The organism is Lewinella sp. IMCC34183 (genome assembly GCF_003390915.1).
GTDB lineage: Bacteria > Bacteroidota > Bacteroidia > Chitinophagales > Saprospiraceae > Neolewinella.
In genome coordinates, this window is record NZ_QMEM01000002.1 from 381,399 (window position 1) to 398,283 (window position 16,885).

Sequence of the window (16,885 nt, forward strand, 5' to 3'; positions counted from 1 at the left end):
TGACCTTTCGACCCGGTCACCGTCAGGAACACACCCCGGTCCAGGGGGCGGGAACGTACACTAGAATTCGTTCATCGTCAATAACCGGGTGTTTACGTCCCAATCGGTTACTCTGCCACGGAAAACGTGAACAATTGTCAACGAAATTGACATAAGAAAGCAACCACAACGAATTAAATATTAAGAATATGCGCAACTCACTACTTTTCCTAACCCTGCTCCTGATGGCAAGTGCCGCTCAGGCGCAAGTCAGGGGCGTAAGCTACACGATAGCTCCGTCAGCAAGTTACAACTGGTTCGGCAGCGACTCCGGACTGGACGACGCCTTTATGTTCGGCGGACGTCTCGGCTTTGGCTTCGGGGAGTTCGTGGAGCTCCGCGCCACGTACCTGCAGACGATCGATCAGCAGACCAACTTTGCCGGCCTGGGTATCGACATTGATTCCACCTTTGCCAACCAGGGCGTCGACTTGCGTCGGTACGGTGCCGAACTGAAACTTAACGTCGGTCGCGGTACCCTCCTCCCGTATTTGTTGCTGGGCGGTGGTATACAGGATACCCAGCGCGAAGGTCTCGAGCGGGCGGAAAACATCTTCGGTACGGTCGGTTTCGGCCTGACCCTCAGTGCCGCCGACCGCTACACTTTCGGCGTGGAAGGCAAGTACATCGCGTACTCCGGCAATACCGTCCGCAACCTCTTCGACGAGGTGGAACGGCAGGCCAACAACCTCGACCTGGATAACTTCAGCGCCGACCAGATCGGTACCTACAGCGTAGCCGCTAACCTCCAGTTCTACCTTGGCGGACGGCGTCCCGGCCAGCTGAGCGACATCGACCAGAAGTACCTGGAAAACTTCCAGGGTGGCCTTACCGGTCTGTCCCTCCCCATCGAGGTAGGGCTGGCCCAGGTGGACTGGGATAACTCCCTTCCCTACCGCGACGCTTACTTCGCGGGCGGTACTGCCGGCTTCAGCTTTGGGCCCCTTATCAGCCTCCGTGGATTCTACTACCAGGGCATGACCGACGACGAGATCAACTTCGATTTCGACGATATCGCCCTGTACGGAGGTGATTTCCGCTTTAACCTTAGCCAGGCCTCTTCCGGCATCGTTCCCTACCTCAGCGTGGGTGGTGGCTACATCGACCTGGCTTCCGGCTACAACGACGACCGGGAGGAAGGCGACCCCATCGCTTCCAGCCAGGGTTTCGCCTCGGGTGGAGGTGGAATCAACCTCAAGTTCGGCGAGCGCGTCAAGCTTAACGGCGGTGTTCGCTTCATGCTCACCAGTGGTTCCGATCTGGAAGACCTGAACAGCACCGAGCAGCTTACCACCAGTACCATGTACAACGCCGGCCTCGGCTTTACCCTGGGTGGCAACAACCGCAACAACCCCGACGTGGTCCGTCAGTCGACCCTGGAAGATCGCCTCAAGGATCAGCAGAACGAGTTCGACCGCCGCGCCGACAGCATCCGCACCGAGAACCAGCTCGAGCTAGCCGAACTGCGTAACCGCTACCAGGACACCATCGCCCGCCTCGACCAGGAACTCATCGACGCGCTTGACGCCGGTGACGTGGAAACCGCGGCCGAGATCAAGGAGGAGCAGGCAGAAGCCCGCGCGATCGTTGACGAAGTGACCTCCCGCCAGAATGAACTGGCCGTACGCGGCACCCAGGAAGATTTCAACCGCAAGCAGGTAGAACGTGCCGAGATCGACGCCGCCCTCGGCCGTCAGCCCCGGCAGGTAACCCCCATGCAGTCGGGTGTATCGCCCAGTGGTGACGAGAGCATGATCGTACTCCGCTCCGAGCAGATAGACCGCCTGATCGACGCCGTCGGCAATCGCAGTGGCAACACCGGATCCTCTCCCGACCTGCGCAGCGAGCAGATCTCCGAGATCAACCGCCGCATCGAACGGATGGAAGACCGCCTCTACTACGGACAGTCCAACCCCAACATGCGCAGCAACGCGAGCAACATGTCGGAGGAAGACCGCCTGCGCCAACTCGAGCAGCGCATCGAATCCCTGCAGAACAATGGCTCCGCTAACCAGCGCACCGGCAACAATACCAACGACGATGCGCAACAGCGGATCAATGAACTGGAACGCCAGCTTCGGCAGCGCGAGCAGAACGGATCGTACGACAACACCTCGGGTACCTCCGAGGAGCGGATCAACGAACTGGAGCGGCGCCTGATCGACCGAATCGACAACGTTCGTGACAACAACACCAGCGAGAACCGCCAGGATATGCTCCGCGACATGACCGACTACCAGAGCGAGATGATGCGGGAAATCCGTGATCTCCAGAGCGAACTCGACGATGCCAACCGCGAAGTGGCCCGCCTGCGCCTGGCCGAAAGCGAGGCCAACAGCCGCCTGGACCTCGAACGCGACCGGCTGCGCGCCGAGCGCCGGGAGGCCCGCCGGGAAGCCAACGCCGAGACGGTAACGTACACGGACTCGATGGGTAACGTGATCAGCCGCCCCGGCACCGTGAGCCTGGAAGACATCAGCGTCAATACCGGCGGTGTCTACCTCGCCGACGATAACACCGAAGGCTTCTTCTCCAACTTCACGTACACCGGTATGTCGGGTACCGCCGGCTTCAACTTCGGCGACGCCACAGGTCTCGGACTGGGCCTGCGCTGGCACTACAAACTCGGCCCCGACCAGCGCGCCGAGTTCATGCCCGAAGCCTACTTCGGCATCGGCAGCCCCACTACCTTCGGTATCTTCGGTAACCTGGTGTATCCCATCATTACCGAGCGTTCCGAGTCTACCGGCCTGATTCCCTACGCTGGTATCGGTATCGGTGCCCTGCAGATCAAGGACAGCGAAAACAGCGACCAGCTGAACTTCCGTCCCGCCATCAACCTGCTGATCGGTTCCTACCTGCCCGTCGGCAACGGCCGGGTCTTTGTAGACTTCTCGACCCGAAATTTCTTCAGCGTCAACCAGCTTACGGGCGGTTACCGCTTCAACTTCTAGTACGACTATCTAACTACCGTAATTTGAGATCCCCCGTAGGCCTGGTGCTTGCGGGGGATTTTCTTTGGGGGGGTGGTGTGGTTGCGGGTTTTGGGTTGCGGGTTACGGGATTGGTGGGGGATGGTTGCGGGCACTGGATTTGGGTGCTGGGTGCTGGTTAGCGGAGGTCATCGGATGCGAGCCGAGCAAAGCAAGGCCTCATCCGATGCCCGAAGCGGCGTTACGGGTTGGGAGTTAGCGGAGGTCATCGGATGCGAGCCGAGCAAAGCAAGGCCTCATCCGATGCCCGAAGCGGCGTTACGGGTTGGGAGTTAGCGGAGGTCATCGGATGCGAGCCGAGCAAAGCGAGGCCTCATCCGATGACCGAAGTGGGGGTGAGGGTTGTCGGGTTGCGGGTTAGCGGAGGTCATCGGATGCGAGCCGAGCGAAGTAAGGCCTCATCCGATGCTCGGAGCGGGGGTGAGGGTTGTCGGGTTGTCGGGTTACGGGTTAGCAAAGGTCACCGAAGGCGAGCCGAGCAAAGCAAGGCCTCATCCGATGCCCGGAGTAACTGGACGATCCCCTCGCCGCGGATCGACCGGCAGGCACTGCCAACAACCGTAATGGGCGAACGCGTAAGCAAGTCCGCACCGACTTGGGCCCGGTCCAGCTGACCGCTAGCCGGGAACTGGCCGAGACCTACGGCGCCCGCTGCACCGGTCACTGTACGACGTAGTTACCCTCGGCATATTTTACAAAGAACGACTAACTAAAAACCCAGCCACCGTTCATTAACACTGCCCATTGCATAAGCCCTGGCCCGCCCGGCCTGATAACCAGTCCAACCAGCAACCAGCAACCAGCAACCAGAGAACCAGCAACCAATCAAACCTCCCCCCGGTGCTTATCGAGCTTAAGCAGCACGGCCAGCATCATGGTGAAACTGAGCAGGGAAGATCCGCCCTTCGAGATAAAGGGCAGCGGAATTCCGATAACGGGGATCAGCCCCATGGTCATGCCGATGTTTACCAGAAAGTGGACCAGCAGGATACCCACGACCCCGTAGGCGTAGGCGCGGGTGAAGGTGCGGCGCTGCCGCTCCGCGATCACGGTAACGCGCCAGAGCAGGGCAAAAAACAGAATGATGAGGGTGCCCGTACCCAGGAAGCCCTGCTCCTCCCCCACTGCGGAAAAGATGAAATCGGTCATCTGCTCCGGGACGTAGTCGAAGCGGGTCATGGTACCCTGCTGCAGGCCCCGCCCGGTGACGCCGCCCGCCGCGATGGCCAGCTTGGACTGTAGCAGGTTGTAGTACGATCCACGAGGATCGGCGTCCTCCGGGTGAAGCCAGACCATCACGCGCTCGTGCTGGTGGGCGGGAAGCAACTGGTTGGTATACATGTAGTTGCTCGCAAAGGTGAGCAGCAGCCCCCACAACATGAAGGCCAGGCTTACCCCCACCAGCCGGACGTTCCGCTGCATGAGGTGATACACGGTCATCGCCAGCAGAAGGGCAGCCAGGGCCCCCACGGTCAGCGAACCATAGCCGTTTTGGATCCCGAAATAAGCCGCCGCACCCGCGGCCACCGCCCCCGCGCCCCACAGGGCCGTCCGCCGGGGCAGGGATACCGCGAACAGCAGGAGGCACAGCGCGATCAGGGTGACGAGCAGGGCCTGGAAGCTGAACATGATACCCAGTACCACCATCAGCGCCGTGAAACCGCCAAGGATGAAGATCAGGGGGTTGAGCCCTTCCCGATACATGACCAACAGAAAGCCGGTGAACACGAGGGTGGACCCCATATCGGGCTGCCCAAGGATGACGATGGCGGGGACCAGCCAGATGATGCAGGCGTAGGCGACGGCCCGCAGGCTGTCAAGCTTGCCACTGTACTGACTCATGAACGCGGCCATGGCCAGACAGGTACCGAACTTGGCCGTTTCGCTGGGCTGAAAGGTGAGACCCGCGATGCTGAACCACGAACGCGCGCCGTTGATCTCCTTGCCCGCCACGAGCACGAGCAGTAGCGACAGGACAGTGACGATATAGATGGGATAGGCCCCCATCACCCACACCTTGCGGTCGATCAGGTAGTTGGTGACGATCCACGCCAGGGCGGAAATACAAACCCAGATGAACTGCTTGCCGACCGGAGAACCCAGACGGCCCAGCAGGCTGATGTCGTACCCATCCGGCGGGGCCCCCACGGAATTGATCATCAGCAGCCCCGTGAACACCAGAAAGATGTACAGGATAATGGTGGTGACGTCCGTCCGGGCCCGCTTCAGCGCGATTCTGGCCATAAGCTAATTAGTACATCTCGAGCAATTCGCGCTCATCCACTTCGGCCTTGACCAGGTATACGCCCTCGTACTCGCGGCTCAGCCGCTGCTTCAGGCGCTCGGCCTCCTGCCGCGTGAAGAAGGCACCCGCCCGCAGTTTGTAGTAGGGCTTGTTGTGTACCCAGTCCAGGGAAATACTGGGGTACTTCGCCTTGAACTCCCGCTCGGTAGTTTCCAGCATCTGCCGGTCGGTAGTGGCGAGCAACTGCACGCGCCACCCTTCGATCTTGTCCCGGGTCTCGTTGACGTCGGAGAAGATGTTCAGCACGCGGTCCACATCGGGATCGGCCGTGACGATGAAGTTGCGCTGCGCCGATACGGCAGTGGCCGTAAGCAGGGCGAGCAGGCTGAACAGGATGCGCATGGCGGAGGGTATTTATTCAATAATAGCGAGACCGGAGGAGGTACCGAGCCGGTCGGCACCGGCGGCCACCAGGGCCTCGGCCTCGGCGTTAGTACGGATACCCCCGCTGGCCTTGATCTTGATTTCCGGATGTAAGTTAGCGCGGAGGAAGCGAACCTGCTCCGGCGTCGCACCGCCCTGTACGCCCGAGCTGGTCTTCACGAAGTCCGGCCGCACGCCATTGCAGATCTCGACGAGGCGCCGGGCCTCCTCATCGGTTAGAACGCCCACTTCGAGGATCATCTTGCACACTTTGCCCTTTAACCGGACGGTAGTGGCCATTTGCTCGATTTCGGTCTTGACGTAGTTCCAGTCCCCGGACTTGACGGCTGCCAGGTTAATGACGATGTCCAGCTCGTCGGCCCCTTCCTCAATGCAGCGGCGTGCTTCGGCTACCTTGATGGCGGTTTCGGAGTAGCCGTAGGGAAAGCCCACTACGGTAGCGAGTCGGACCGTCGTCTCGTGCAGCTCCGTACGGGCCCGCGATACGAAGTAGGGCGGAATGCAGACCGCGCGAAACTGGTGGGTGACCGCTTCCGCGCAGAGCCGCTTGATGTCGCTGGTGGTGGCCTGGGGGCTCAGGAAGGTGTGGTCGATAATCGTGTTCAATCCGGTGGGGTCTGGTGTAGAAAGCCGTCTGATAGCGGGCCACGAATATACGGCTCCCGGTGCGCATCTAGGCGCCCGGGAGCCGACAGCTTACCGTCCGTGACAGTGTTTGAACTTCTTACCGCTGCCACAGGGGCAGGGATCGTTGCGTCCGATCTTGGCCGAATCGCGTTGGAACGTTTCCACTTTTTCGGGCTGACTGGCTGCCTCGGCGGCCTGCCGCGCGGCAGCGGCGGCAGGTTCCGGCTCGGAGCTCCGGTTGACCTGGGTCGGCGCGGTCACTACGCGACGCGGGGCGCGGGCCTCCTGAATGTCGGTAGGCTGCGCGATCACCAGGTCGCCCTTGGCCAGGTAGCTCGTGGTCTTTTCGTTGATGCGGCTGATGAGTTCCTCGAAAAGCTTGTAGGACTCCATCTTGTACACCACCAGCGGATCCTTTTGCTCGAAGGACGCCATGTTGGTCGAGGTCTTCAGCTCGTCCATCGTCCGCAGGTGCTCCTTCCAGTTCTCGTCGATGATGGCCAGGGTGACGGCTTTCTCGATGTCCGACTTGATACTCCTGCCGTCGGTATCGAGGGCCCGCACGATGTCGGCCGTGATCTGCAGCGGATGGGTACTGCCGTCCGTGAACGGAATGATGATACGGCGGTAGCGGCCCGGCTGCTCTTCGTTCACCTTGCGGATGTGGGGCATCACGCGCTCGACGAGGAGGTCCATCTTGCTCTCGTAAAAATTGCGGAATTCGATCAGCAGGCGATCCGCCAGGTCGTTGACGTCGCCCTTCTTCCATTCCATCTCCTGGATCTCGGATTCGAAGCCCAGCAGCCGCTGGGTAGCCAGGCGGAAGGTTTCGTAGGTGCCGCCCTGCTTGTGGGCGTAAACGATATCGTCGATGAGTCCCTCGAAGGAGTTGTTGAGGTCCAGGCTCAAACGCTGTCCGCTCAGGGCGTTGTCGCGCTTGCGGTAGATCGCCTCCCGCTGGATGTTCATTACGTCATCGTACTCGAGCAGGCGCTTGCGGATACCGAAGTTGTTCTCCTCTACCTTCTTCTGGGCGTTCTCGATCGACTTGGTCACGATGCCCGCCTGGATGACGTCGCCTTCCTTGTGGCCGGCGCGGTCCATCCACTTGGCGATCCGCTCGCTCTGGAAGTAGCGCATCAGCTTGTCTTCGAGGCTGACGTAGAAGAGGCTCGAACCGGGGTCGCCCTGGCGTCCGGCACGACCGCGGAGCTGCCGGTCTACGCGGCGGCTGTCGTGGCGCTCGGTACCGACGATGGCGAGGCCGCCCGCCTGCTTCACCTGATCGTTGATTTTGATGTCCGTACCCCGGCCGGCCATGTTGGTGGCGATGGTCACCTTGCCGGGCCGTCCGGCTTCGGCGACGATGTCGGCCTCCCGCTGGTGCTGCTTGGCGTTCAGTACGTTGTGGTCGATGCCGCGCAGTTGCAACATCCGGCTCAGTTTCTCGCTGATGTCCACGGCGGTGGTACCCACCAGCACGGGGCGCCCGGCGTTGCTCAGCTCGACGATGTCGTCGATCACGGCGTTGAATTTCTCGCGGTCTGTCTTGTATATCTTGTCGTTGCGGTCGTCGCGCTGGATCGGCCGGTTGGTCGGGATGACCACGACGTCCAGCTTGTAGATCTCCCAGAACTCGCCGGCCTCGGTCTCGGCCGTACCCGTCATGCCGCACAGCTTGTGGTACATCCGGAAGTAGTTCTGCAGGGTCACGGTGGCGTAGGTCTGGGTCAGCTCGCCCACCTTTACGTTCTCCTTGGCTTCCAGCGCCTGGTGCAGTCCGTCGGAGTAGCGGCGGCCTTCCATCATACGGCCGGTCTGCTCGTCCACGATCTTGACCTGTCCGTCCATGACCACGTATTCGCTGTCGCGCTCGAAGAGCGCGTAGGCCTTCAGCAGCTGGCTGATGGCGTGGAGGCGCTTGGACTTCACGCCGAAGTCCTGGGCCAGCTTGTTCTTGGCCAGCGCCTTCTCTTCCTTATCCAGGTCGGAGCGGTTGTCCACCTCGGCCATACTGGTGGCCAGGTCGTTGAGAATGAAGAAGTTGGGATCCTCGTTGTACTTGCTCAGGTACTCGGTACCGAAGTCGGTAAGGTCCACCTGCCGGTTCTTCTCGTCGATGGTGAAGTACAACTCCCGGTCTACCTCCGGCATCCGTTTGTTGTTCTCGGACATGTAGGTGTTCTCGGCCTTCTGCAGCATGACGCGTACGCCCTCCTGGCTGAGGAACTTGATGAGCGGGCGGCTCTTGGGGAAGGCCCGGTAGGCCCGGTAGAGGGCCAGTCCCGCTTCGCCCTCTTCGGGGCCCACGTAACCTTCCTTGAACAGTCGCTTGGCTTCGGTGAGAAACTTGTTGGCCGTCTTGTGCTGCTGGGCGATGAGGCGCTCGATGGCCGGCTTCAGTTCGAGGTAGTCCTGGTCATCGGCGTTGTTGGTCACCGGACCGGAGATGATGAGGGGCGTCCGCGCATCGTCGATCAGCACGGAGTCCACCTCGTCGATCATGGCGAAGTGGTGGTGCTTCTGCACCTTGTCGGCGGTGGCCCGCACCATGTTGTCGCGCAGGTAGTCGAAGCCGAATTCGTTGTTGGTCCCGTAGGTGATGTCGGCGGCGTAGGCCTTCACCCGCTCCGGGCTGTGGGGACGGTACAGGTCGATGCAGTCGATACTCAGCTGGAGAAACTGCATGACGGGTCCGATCCACTCGGCGTCCCGCTGGGCGAGGTAGTTGTTTACGGTCACCACGTGTACCCCGCGACCGCTGAGGCCGTTCAGGTAGGCCGGCAGGGTAGCGACGAGCGTTTTACCCTCACCGGTCTGCATCTCCGCGATCTTGCCGTCGTGGAGCACCTGCCCGCCGATCAGCTGCACGTCGTAGTGGATCATGTTCCACTCGATCTCGCCGCCGGCGGCCATCCAGGTGTTGCTGTAGGTTGCCTGCCCGGATTCGTCGATCGTGATGTAGTCCTTCACGGCCGCGAGTTCTCGGTCGGCGTCGGTAGCCGTAACGGTCAGCGGGCCCTCGGTAAAGCGGCGGGCCGCTTCCTTGACCGTGGCGAAGGCGGCCGGAAGGATCTCCTTCAGGACTACTTCCAGCTCCTCGTTCCGCTGGTCGCTGAGGCGGTCCACCTCCTGGTAAATATCGTCCTTGCGGCGAAAGTCGGCCTCGGCCTCGGCTTCCGTGCGGAGGCGCTTGATCTCGGCATCGATATCGGAGAGGTACTCGCTGATGCGCGTACGGAACGCATCGGTACGCTGCCGCAGTTCGTCGTTCGATAGCGCCGCCAGGCCCCCGTAAATCTCATTAATCTCATCGACGACGGGCTGGTAGGCCGCCACGTCTCGGTCCTGCTTGGAACCGAACAATTTTTTTAGGGCCTCGAACATAAGTGTAGCTTTTTTCTGGTTGGTTGGGCGGGTACGCGGGTGCAGGGTGGGTCACGCCACGCAAAGATACCCCGGCAGCGCCCCGTGATGCCGCGAAATCCGCGCCAAAGGGACACATGCGACATTCTGTCACGGACTTTACTAACGGCCTGACAGTGAAGCCGGTTGAATCAGATCAGGGCCGACCGCGCCCGTTCCAGCAATTGTCGCCGTTCGTCCAGGGTCAGCGACACCTGCAACTGCGCGATGCCGATCAGACGGCGAATGATCTCCACGTAGGAGAACCGGCGGGCGAGCTCCGTATCGTAGCCCGGCGGCTTGGCGTAGTCGGTTTCCAGCTGCCGGATCCGCTTCGGCGGTGTCCGGCTGAGGAGTAGGTGCGCCATCAGTACGCCAATATCATACTCGGCCCGCCCCAGGTGAGCGAACTCCGTGTCGATCACGTAGATACGCTCCTCCGCGTTCAGGAAGCTCCCGGGGTAAAAGTCGCCGTGCAACAGGGTGGGCCCGTCCGCCAGGTAGATCTCACCGAGTTTCCCGGCGGCTTCCCGCAGGCGGGCGTCGTGCTGCAGGGGACGGGCCACTTCGGCCAATCCGGGATAGATGGCGTCCAGCGGGAATCCATTATCCGGCCGGAAGGGCAGATCGAAGATATGCGCGTGGTTGAGCGTCTTCAGCGGCCGGTTGTCCACGAAGTCGTCGACCTTCAAGGCGTGCAGCCGGCCGGCGAACCGCAGCAGGGTGGCCAGTTGCCGGCGGGTGAAGCCCTCGCCCTCCTGGTAGACCGTCGACAGGTCGTTGGCCAGGCCGAGGTCCTCCAGCACCAGTACGTAGTGGTCCGGGTCGGCCCGTAGCAGTTCCGGCATGTGGCCGGCCAGGAAATGGTCGCCGCGGGTCGCGTGGTAAAAGCCACGTTCTACCATGATGCGCTCGATGGGTGCGTCCAGAACGGGAAAACGGGCCACCCAGGGCCGGCTCTGTTTTACGATGAACTGCCGCCGGTTGGTGGTCACGCGCAGGGTCACGTTCATATTTCCCTCCCCCGCCACTTCGGTCGATAGTACCCGCTCCTCCGGAATCAAAAAGCTGCTTGCCGCGAGATACTCCTGCAGCTGACGGGGATCCTCGGCGGTCAGGTACCGCGCACCGGCCGTCTCGCGCCTCCACCGTTGCTGTAGATCATCCGCCATTCCGCAATGATAAGGCGCGACGCCGAACTTGTTTCACCACCGACCCCCCCAAAAAAAGAGCCCCGGTGAAAACACCGGGACTCCCGAAACAGGTTGCAAAAAAGGAAAGGAGGACGCCAATGCCCTCCTCCCGTAAATACTCACTCAAAACATGTTAGTTCGTGGCCTCCCGTACCGCAGCGAGCGGTCGGAAGGCATCTATCACTGCTGCTTTACGTCCCGACAAAAATACGTCTTTTCGCGCTTTTTAACAAGCAAAAAGATTAAATTATTCATCAATTTGCCTTAATGTAACCAATATGATTACGTATCATCTATATCTGTCTCCTCTTCTACAATTCTGTACGGTTTGAGTGCTTCCCGGCTTCCGCCCACTGTCGCAATCCTGGGTACGGGGTGGCTGGGCCTCCCCCTCCTGACGGACCTGGCCGGTGACCACGCCATCCGGGGGTCCTGCCGCTCCCCGTCCGGGGCAGAGGCCATCCGGGCGGCGGGCGGGCAACCGTACGACATCGACCTCCCCGCGGCCGCAGGTGAGCTGCCGGCCTTCCTGGACGGTGCCGATACCCTCGTGATCACCCTCCCTCCGGGCGGGCGCACGCATGGGGAACGCACAACGGAGTACTACCTTTCCGCGCTGGCCCCGCTGGCTCCTTTCCTTCGGAACGGCCTGCACGTCCTGTACACGAGCAGCACGGGGGTATACGGTAACGCGGTAACGGGTACGGTGACCGAGACTACACCCGTCGCTCCGGATACCGCATCCTCGCGGGCCACGGTGGCGGCGGAACGGTGGCTCCGGGAGCACGCACCCTCCCTGGCGATCCTGCGGTTGGGGGGCTTGTTCGGTCCCGGCCGCGACCCGATCGACTTTTTTCGGCGGCGGGAAGCCATCCCGGAGGCCGATGCACCCGTTAACCTAATTGGGCAGCAGCGGGCCGTTGCGGCCCTGCGTTTCGTTATTACCCGCCGCGTAACGGGTATCTTTAACCTTTGCGCGGCCGACCATCCCAGCAAGCGGGAGTTCTACGGCGACCGCTACCGGGCCGCCGGCCGGCCTCCCAAGCCCTTTCTTCCCGGCGGCGGCGCCGGTAAGCGTATTGACTCCACCAAATTCCGCCTTCTCGGCGGACCAGAATTATGAAGCACCTCTTCTTCCTATTCCTCCTGCCCGCCTTCGTGGCCGCTCAGGACGGCGGTATATCCTTCACCGAACAGCCCTTCGATGCCCTGCTTGCCCAGGCGAAGGCGGAGGACAAACTGATCTTCATCGACGCCTACACCACCTGGTGCGGCCCCTGCAAGATGATGACCGCGAAGGTATTTCCCGACTCCGCCGTCGGTGCGGTCTACAACGAGCGCTTCATCAACGCCAAGTTCGACATGGAGAAGGGGGAAGGCCCCGGCTTGGCCGCCCGCTACGACGTAGCCGCCTATCCCACCTACCTCTTCGTTAACGGCGACGGCAACCTCGTCCACAAGGGTCTCGGTTATATCCCCAAGCCCGCCCTGCTCGAACTCGCCGACGTGGCCGTCTCCGACCGCAGCCTGGGCGCTCTCGAAGCCCGCTTCGACGCCGGCGAGCGCGACCCGGAGTTCCTGCAAAACTTTGCCATGGCCCTCACGAACGCCATGGACGAGTCGCGCGCCGACCGCGTCGTTTCCGAATACCTCACGGGGCAGGAAGACTGGTCCACCCCCGCCAACCTCCAGCTGCTCCTGGCCAGTCCGGGCGGCATCGGAGACCCACGGATGGACTACCTGATCGAGCACGCCGCGGAGATCGAAGCGGCCCTGGGTGCCGGCTCCGCCACCTCCACCATCCAGCGCGCCCTGGTAAATACCTACCACCGCGAGCACCGCAAGCGTAGCCTGGTGGCCCCCGACAATATCCGCGAATACTACGAAACCGAAGCCGGTCCCCTCTGGCAGCAGCTGCACTCCTCCTATGCTCTCATGTACTACGAGCGCAAGGGTGACATGAAGCACTACCTGCCGCTGGCCATGGACCACTACTCCCGCTACCCTTCGGAGGACTATACCGAGCTCAACGGCGTAGCCTGGGCCTTCTTCGAGAACAGCGACGACCCCGCCCAGCTGGCGAAGGCTGTCGAGTGGGCGGAAAGATCGGTGGAACTCCACCCCTACTACCCCAACCTGGATACCCTGGCCTGGCTCTACCACAAGACGGGCCAGCAGGAAAAAGCCGAAGCCGCCGCCCACCGGGCCATCGAGTACGCCAAGGCCGACGACCTCGATTACAGCGATACCCAGAAGATTTTCCAATAGCCCGCCAACCCCTCCCTATGCGTTTCACCCTCCTACTGTTACTGCTCGGCGCCGTAGCCCGGGCCCAGGTACCGCTCGACACCGCGGGAAGAATCATTACCTGCGAAACCCGCGACACCGCCTTCGGTGCCTTCATGCCCCCCCGGGCCAGCATCGTTGACGGCAGCGCCGATATCACCACTACGTTCGACCTCATCTTCGCGGAAAGCGTGCCGGAAGAGGCCCGTAACAGCATGCAATTCGCGGCGGACATCTGGGGCAGCTACCTGCAGTCGAACGTGCCCGTCCGGGTGGAAGTCGACTGGCGCGACGAGGACGATGACCGCCTGCTGGCCAGCGCGGGTCCCGCTACCTTCTACCGCGGCTTCGTCGGCGGCGTCAACCGCAGCACCTGGTACCCGGTAGCGCTGGCGGAAGCCATACAGGGCGATACGCTGAACAGCCCGGACGATGCCGATATCTTCGTCGTCGTCAACAGCACCGCCAACTGGAACTACAGCACCGACGGGCGGGTACCGCGTAACCGCATCGACCTGGCCACTGTCTTCCTGCACGAACTGGGCCACGGTCTGGGCTTCCTCAGCAGCATCGACAGCACCACCGACACCACCGTCACGATCGGACTCGACGGGCTCTTCGTCATTTACGACCTCTTCCTGGAAACTCCCCCCGGCCGCTCCCTGGTCGACGCCGCGGAGTTCGAGAATCCCTCTCCCGAATTACTGGCCGCCGTCATCGACCGGCTGGACTTCGCCGGAGAAAGTGCCATGGCCAAGAACGGCGGGGAATTGGTCCCCCTGTTCGCGCCGGAAACCTTCGACGTGGGCAGCAGCGTTAGTCACCTCGACGAGCAAGCATACCGGACCGGCACGCAGAACGCCCTCATGACACCCTCCCTGGCGGCGGGCGAGGCCATCCACGACCCCGGCCCCGTGACCCTGGGTATCCTCTACGATCTGGGGTGGCCCCTGCGCTTTGACCTCACTTCTACCTCCGAAGTTTACGCCGGACAGCTGGGCATCTACCCCAACCCGGCGGCGGGCAGCTTCCGGCTCTCCCTGGCGGAAGTGCATACCCCCACCGTGGCCATCCTCTACGGCCCGGATGGCCGCGAAGCCTTCCGTCAGGACATTAGCGGGCAGTACGGCGAGGCCCGGGTATCGGTGGACAAACTGCCCCCCGGGCTGTACACGCTCTTCGTCCCGGACGGTGACCGGGCGTTCAGTGGCCGTGTTGTCGTCAGATAAACACAGCAAACGGGCGGGCGATTGCGGCCCTCTACGAAGCAAGAAGGCCACCCGATCGTATCGGGTGGCCTTCTTGCTTCGTGGCTGGTTGTTCAGGATTTGTGGTCCCGGCGGATCGTCCTAGCGGGCGAAAGCCACGGCGCGGGTCTCCCGGATCACCATCACCTTGATCTGGCCGGGGTACTGCATCGTTTCCTGAATTTCCTGACTGATCTTGAAGCTCAGCTCGTTGGCGTGCTGGTCGCTCACCTTCTCGGCTTCCACCATTACCCGAAGCTCGCGGCCGGCCTGCATGGCAAAGGCCGAGCTTACGCCCTCGTTCTTCTTGGCGATCTCCTCCAGTTCCTTGATACGGTTGATGTAGCCTTCCAGGATCTCCCGCCGCGCACCGGGCCGGGCGCCACTGATGGCGTCACAGGCCTGCACGATGGGCGAGATGATGTTATTCATTTCGATCTCGTCGTGGTGGGCGCCGATGGCGTTGACCACAATGGGGTTCTCGTTCAGCTTCTCCGCCATTTGCATGCCGTAGAGCGCGTGGCTCAGTTCGCTGTCCTCGTCGGCGACCTTGCCGATATCGTGGAGCAGGCCGGCGCGCTTGGCCAGTTTCACCTGCTTTTTATTGAGTCCCATTTCGGCGGCCATGACGGCGCAGAGGTGGGCGGTCTCGACGCTGTGCTTGAGCAGGTTCTGTCCGTAGCTGCTGCGGTAGCGCATGCGGCCAACCATGCGGATCAGGTCGGCGGGCAGGCCGTGAATGTCGAGTTCAATGACGGTCTTCTGGCCGATCTCCTTGATCCCGGCCTCGAGTTCCTTGCGGGTCTTGTTGACGACTTCCTCGATGCGGGCGGGGTGGATGCGGCCGTCGCTTACGAGCCGCTTGAGCGACAGGCGGGCGACTTCGCGGCGGATGGGGTCGAAACTGGAGATCACGATCGTTTCCGGGGTATCGTCCACGACCAGTTCAGCACCGGTGGCGGCCTCGATGGCACGAATGTTACGACCCTCGCGGCCAATGATCTGGCCCTTGACGTTATCGTTGTCGAGACTGAAGACCGACACGGTGTTTTCGATCGTCATTTCAGCACACATGCGCTGGATGGTGTTGATGACCACCTTACGGGCGTCCTTGGCGGCGTCCTCCCGGGCTTCCTCCAGCAGCTCGCGGCGCAGGCTGAGGGCGTCGTTCTCTGACTTGGCCCGCACGTCCTCCAGCAGGCGTTGCTTGGCGTCGGCCTGGCTCAGGCCGGCGATACGTTCGAGCTCGGCGGAGAAGCGTTCGTGCTGGTGGTCGAGTTCTTCCTGCTTCTCGCGGGTGCGGTCGATCTCCTCGGACAGGAGCTGCTTGCGCGCTTCGATCTCTTCTTCCCGCTTTTTGAGTCCTTCCTTGGCGGTGAGTACCTCGTCGAGCTCGGCCTTGAAGCCGGCGCGCTCCTCCTTCATGCTGGCCTGCTCCTCCTTGAGTGCTTCGCGCTTTTCGCGCAGTTCGACGAGCTCCTCGGCTTTCTCTTGCTTGAACTCCTCCTTGTAGCGGGCGAATTTTTCGCGGCTCTCGGCGATCTTTTCCTTTTTGAAGGCTTCCTGCTTTTCCTTGTACTCGGCAAAGGTTTTCTCGGCCCGGAGTTCGGCGTCGGCCTGGACCTTTTCGGCCTTCAGGCGGGCTTCGGCCAGCAGTTTTTCTGCCTCCTGCTGGTGGGACTGGTCCTGCTCCTTGGCCTTGCCGCCAAAGATGAAGTAGGCGATGGTGCCGCCTACGATGAGCCCGATAACGAGCCCGATGATGATATCCATGATCTGTATATGTTGAAGTTGTGAAGCTCGCTAGAGCATCCCCTCAACCAAGTCATTCAGTTTGGCCAGGCGTTCGCTCAGGGCGGCATCGCTGCCGCTGTCGGCCTGGTCCCGCGCGCTACGCAATTCGCTGGCGTAGGTAAGCAGGGTCATTACGAGACAGTCCTGCTTGTCGCGGTCGCGGTAGCGGATCTGGAAGTCGTTGAAGCGGTCGTTGATCTCCTTGACCAGCGCCCGCAGGCCCTCCTCCTCGGCCTCCCCGACGCGGATGGGATAGGGGCGGCCCGCAATGACCACGCTGATCGGCTTATTATCCTGGGCGTTATCTGCCATGACTTAGTTACGGTGAAGCCAGTCCAGGCAACGGTCGATCTCCTGGAGGCAAAATTCGATGGCCTCCCGTTGCTCGGCGTTGTCGGCCGGCGGGCTCCCGGCGGCCGGTGCGGGTCGCTGGGTCTGCGCTAGCTTGTCCTTCAGCGTGCTCACGACCCCGAGTTGGTGGTCGAGTTCGCGCTTCAGGGTTTCGTTTTCGGCAAGTACCGCCTCGTGCTGCGCCCGCTGGCGCTCCACTTTGGCGGCAAGTTGCCGAAGTTTTATTTCTAGTCCGTCAATTTGGGTTGCCGGGTTCATAGT

At 61.8% G+C, this 16,885-nt stretch carries 12 protein-coding genes; 4 read left to right on the forward strand and 8 right to left on the reverse strand.

Features of this window, described 5'->3' with window-relative positions; translation table 11 throughout:
- Positions 1-188: 188 nt before the first annotated feature.
- Positions 189-2,993 carry a hypothetical protein gene (locus DQG19_RS06805; RefSeq protein WP_116125489.1) on the forward strand — a complete coding sequence of 935 codons (2,805 nt, stop codon included), beginning with the start codon at positions 189-191 and terminating at the stop codon, positions 2,991-2,993.
- 864 nt (positions 2,994-3,857) lie between these two features.
- Here the strand turns inward: DQG19_RS06805 and rodA are convergent.
- The 5 genes from rodA to DQG19_RS06830 all read right to left on the reverse strand — a co-directional run bounded on the left by rodA (position 3,858) and on the right by DQG19_RS06830 (position 10,925).
- Positions 3,858-5,276 carry a rod shape-determining protein RodA gene (gene rodA / locus DQG19_RS06810; RefSeq protein WP_116125490.1) on the reverse strand — a complete coding sequence of 473 codons (1,419 nt, stop codon included), beginning with the start codon at positions 5,274-5,276 and terminating at the stop codon, positions 3,858-3,860.
- Positions 5,277-5,283: 7 nt separating this feature from the next.
- Entirely contained in the window at positions 5,284-5,679 is a 396-nt protein-coding gene (locus DQG19_RS06815) for an SPOR domain-containing protein (RefSeq protein ID WP_116125491.1), read from the reverse strand.
- Positions 5,680-5,691: 12 nt separating this feature from the next.
- Positions 5,692-6,327, reverse strand: a complete 636-nt coding sequence (gene deoC / locus DQG19_RS06820) for a deoxyribose-phosphate aldolase (protein WP_116125492.1) — start codon at positions 6,325-6,327, stop codon at positions 5,692-5,694.
- Positions 6,328-6,417: 90 nt separating this feature from the next.
- Positions 6,418-9,735: a preprotein translocase subunit SecA gene (gene secA / locus DQG19_RS06825; RefSeq protein WP_116125493.1), complete on the reverse strand. Its 3,318-nt coding sequence runs from the start codon at positions 9,733-9,735 to the stop codon at positions 6,418-6,420.
- A gap of 170 nt (positions 9,736-9,905) precedes the next feature.
- Positions 9,906-10,925: a phosphotransferase gene (locus DQG19_RS06830; RefSeq protein ID WP_116125494.1), complete on the reverse strand. Its 1,020-nt coding sequence runs from the start codon at positions 10,923-10,925 to the stop codon at positions 9,906-9,908.
- A 349-nt stretch (positions 10,926-11,274) separates the two neighbouring features.
- On the opposite strand from DQG19_RS06830, the gene DQG19_RS06835 reads away from it, so the two are divergent.
- The 3 genes from DQG19_RS06835 to DQG19_RS06845 are packed head-to-tail and all read left to right on the forward strand — an operon-like array spanning position 11,275 to position 14,461.
- Positions 11,275-12,069: a hypothetical protein gene (locus tag DQG19_RS06835; protein WP_116125495.1), complete on the forward strand. Its 795-nt coding sequence runs from the start codon at positions 11,275-11,277 to the stop codon at positions 12,067-12,069.
- The gene (locus tag DQG19_RS06840) at positions 12,066-13,214 is read left to right on the forward strand and encodes a thioredoxin family protein (RefSeq protein WP_116125496.1); all 1,149 of its coding nucleotides are present in this window, start codon (positions 12,066-12,068) and stop codon (positions 13,212-13,214) included. The genes DQG19_RS06835 and DQG19_RS06840 overlap by 4 nt, the downstream gene beginning before the upstream one ends.
- A 17-nt stretch (positions 13,215-13,231) precedes the next feature.
- Positions 13,232-14,461 (forward strand): T9SS type A sorting domain-containing protein, encoded by a 1,230-nt coding sequence (locus DQG19_RS06845; protein ID WP_116125497.1) that lies wholly within the window; start codon positions 13,232-13,234, stop codon positions 14,459-14,461.
- Between the two features lie 120 nt (positions 14,462-14,581).
- Here DQG19_RS06845 and rny read toward each other — a convergent pair whose 3' ends face one another.
- From rny to DQG19_RS06860, 3 genes are read right to left on the reverse strand one after another with little or no spacing between them, the layout of a single operon-like run.
- A complete protein-coding gene (gene rny, locus DQG19_RS06850) occupies positions 14,582-16,252 on the reverse strand; it encodes a ribonuclease Y (protein WP_116125498.1) in 1,671 nt (556 codons plus the stop codon).
- A 30-nt stretch (positions 16,253-16,282) separates the two neighbouring features.
- Positions 16,283-16,585, reverse strand: a complete 303-nt coding sequence (locus DQG19_RS06855; protein WP_116125499.1) for a cell division protein ZapA — start codon at positions 16,583-16,585, stop codon at positions 16,283-16,285.
- 3 nt (positions 16,586-16,588) lie between these two features.
- Positions 16,589-16,882, reverse strand: coding sequence for a hypothetical protein (locus tag DQG19_RS06860; RefSeq protein WP_116125500.1), 294 nt, complete (start codon positions 16,880-16,882; stop codon positions 16,589-16,591).
- Between the last annotated feature and the right edge of the window lie 3 nt (positions 16,883-16,885).

What these genes read in the sequence shown, in the direction of transcription:
- DQG19_RS06805 (WP_116125489.1), top strand. Translation starts at nt 189, where the DNA reads ATGCGCAACTCACTACTTTTCCTAACCCTGCTCCTGATGGCAAGTGCC.
- rodA (WP_116125490.1), bottom strand. Translation starts at nt 5,276, where the DNA reads ATGGCCAGAATCGCGCTGAAGCGGGCCCGGACGGACGTCACCACCATT.
- DQG19_RS06815 (WP_116125491.1), bottom strand. Translation starts at nt 5,679, where the DNA reads ATGCGCATCCTGTTCAGCCTGCTCGCCCTGCTTACGGCCACTGCCGTA.
- secA (WP_116125493.1), bottom strand. Translation starts at nt 9,735, where the DNA reads ATGTTCGAGGCCCTAAAAAAATTGTTCGGTTCCAAGCAGGACCGAGAC.
- DQG19_RS06830 (WP_116125494.1), bottom strand. Translation starts at nt 10,925, where the DNA reads ATGGCGGATGATCTACAGCAACGGTGGAGGCGCGAGACGGCCGGTGCG.
- DQG19_RS06840 (WP_116125496.1), top strand. Translation starts at nt 12,066, where the DNA reads ATGAAGCACCTCTTCTTCCTATTCCTCCTGCCCGCCTTCGTGGCCGCT.
- DQG19_RS06845 (WP_116125497.1), top strand. Translation starts at nt 13,232, where the DNA reads ATGCGTTTCACCCTCCTACTGTTACTGCTCGGCGCCGTAGCCCGGGCC.
- rny (WP_116125498.1), bottom strand. Translation starts at nt 16,252, where the DNA reads ATGGATATCATCATCGGGCTCGTTATCGGGCTCATCGTAGGCGGCACC.
- DQG19_RS06855 (WP_116125499.1), bottom strand. Translation starts at nt 16,585, where the DNA reads ATGGCAGATAACGCCCAGGATAATAAGCCGATCAGCGTGGTCATTGCG.
- DQG19_RS06860 (WP_116125500.1), bottom strand. Translation starts at nt 16,882, where the DNA reads ATGAACCCGGCAACCCAAATTGACGGACTAGAAATAAAACTTCGGCAA.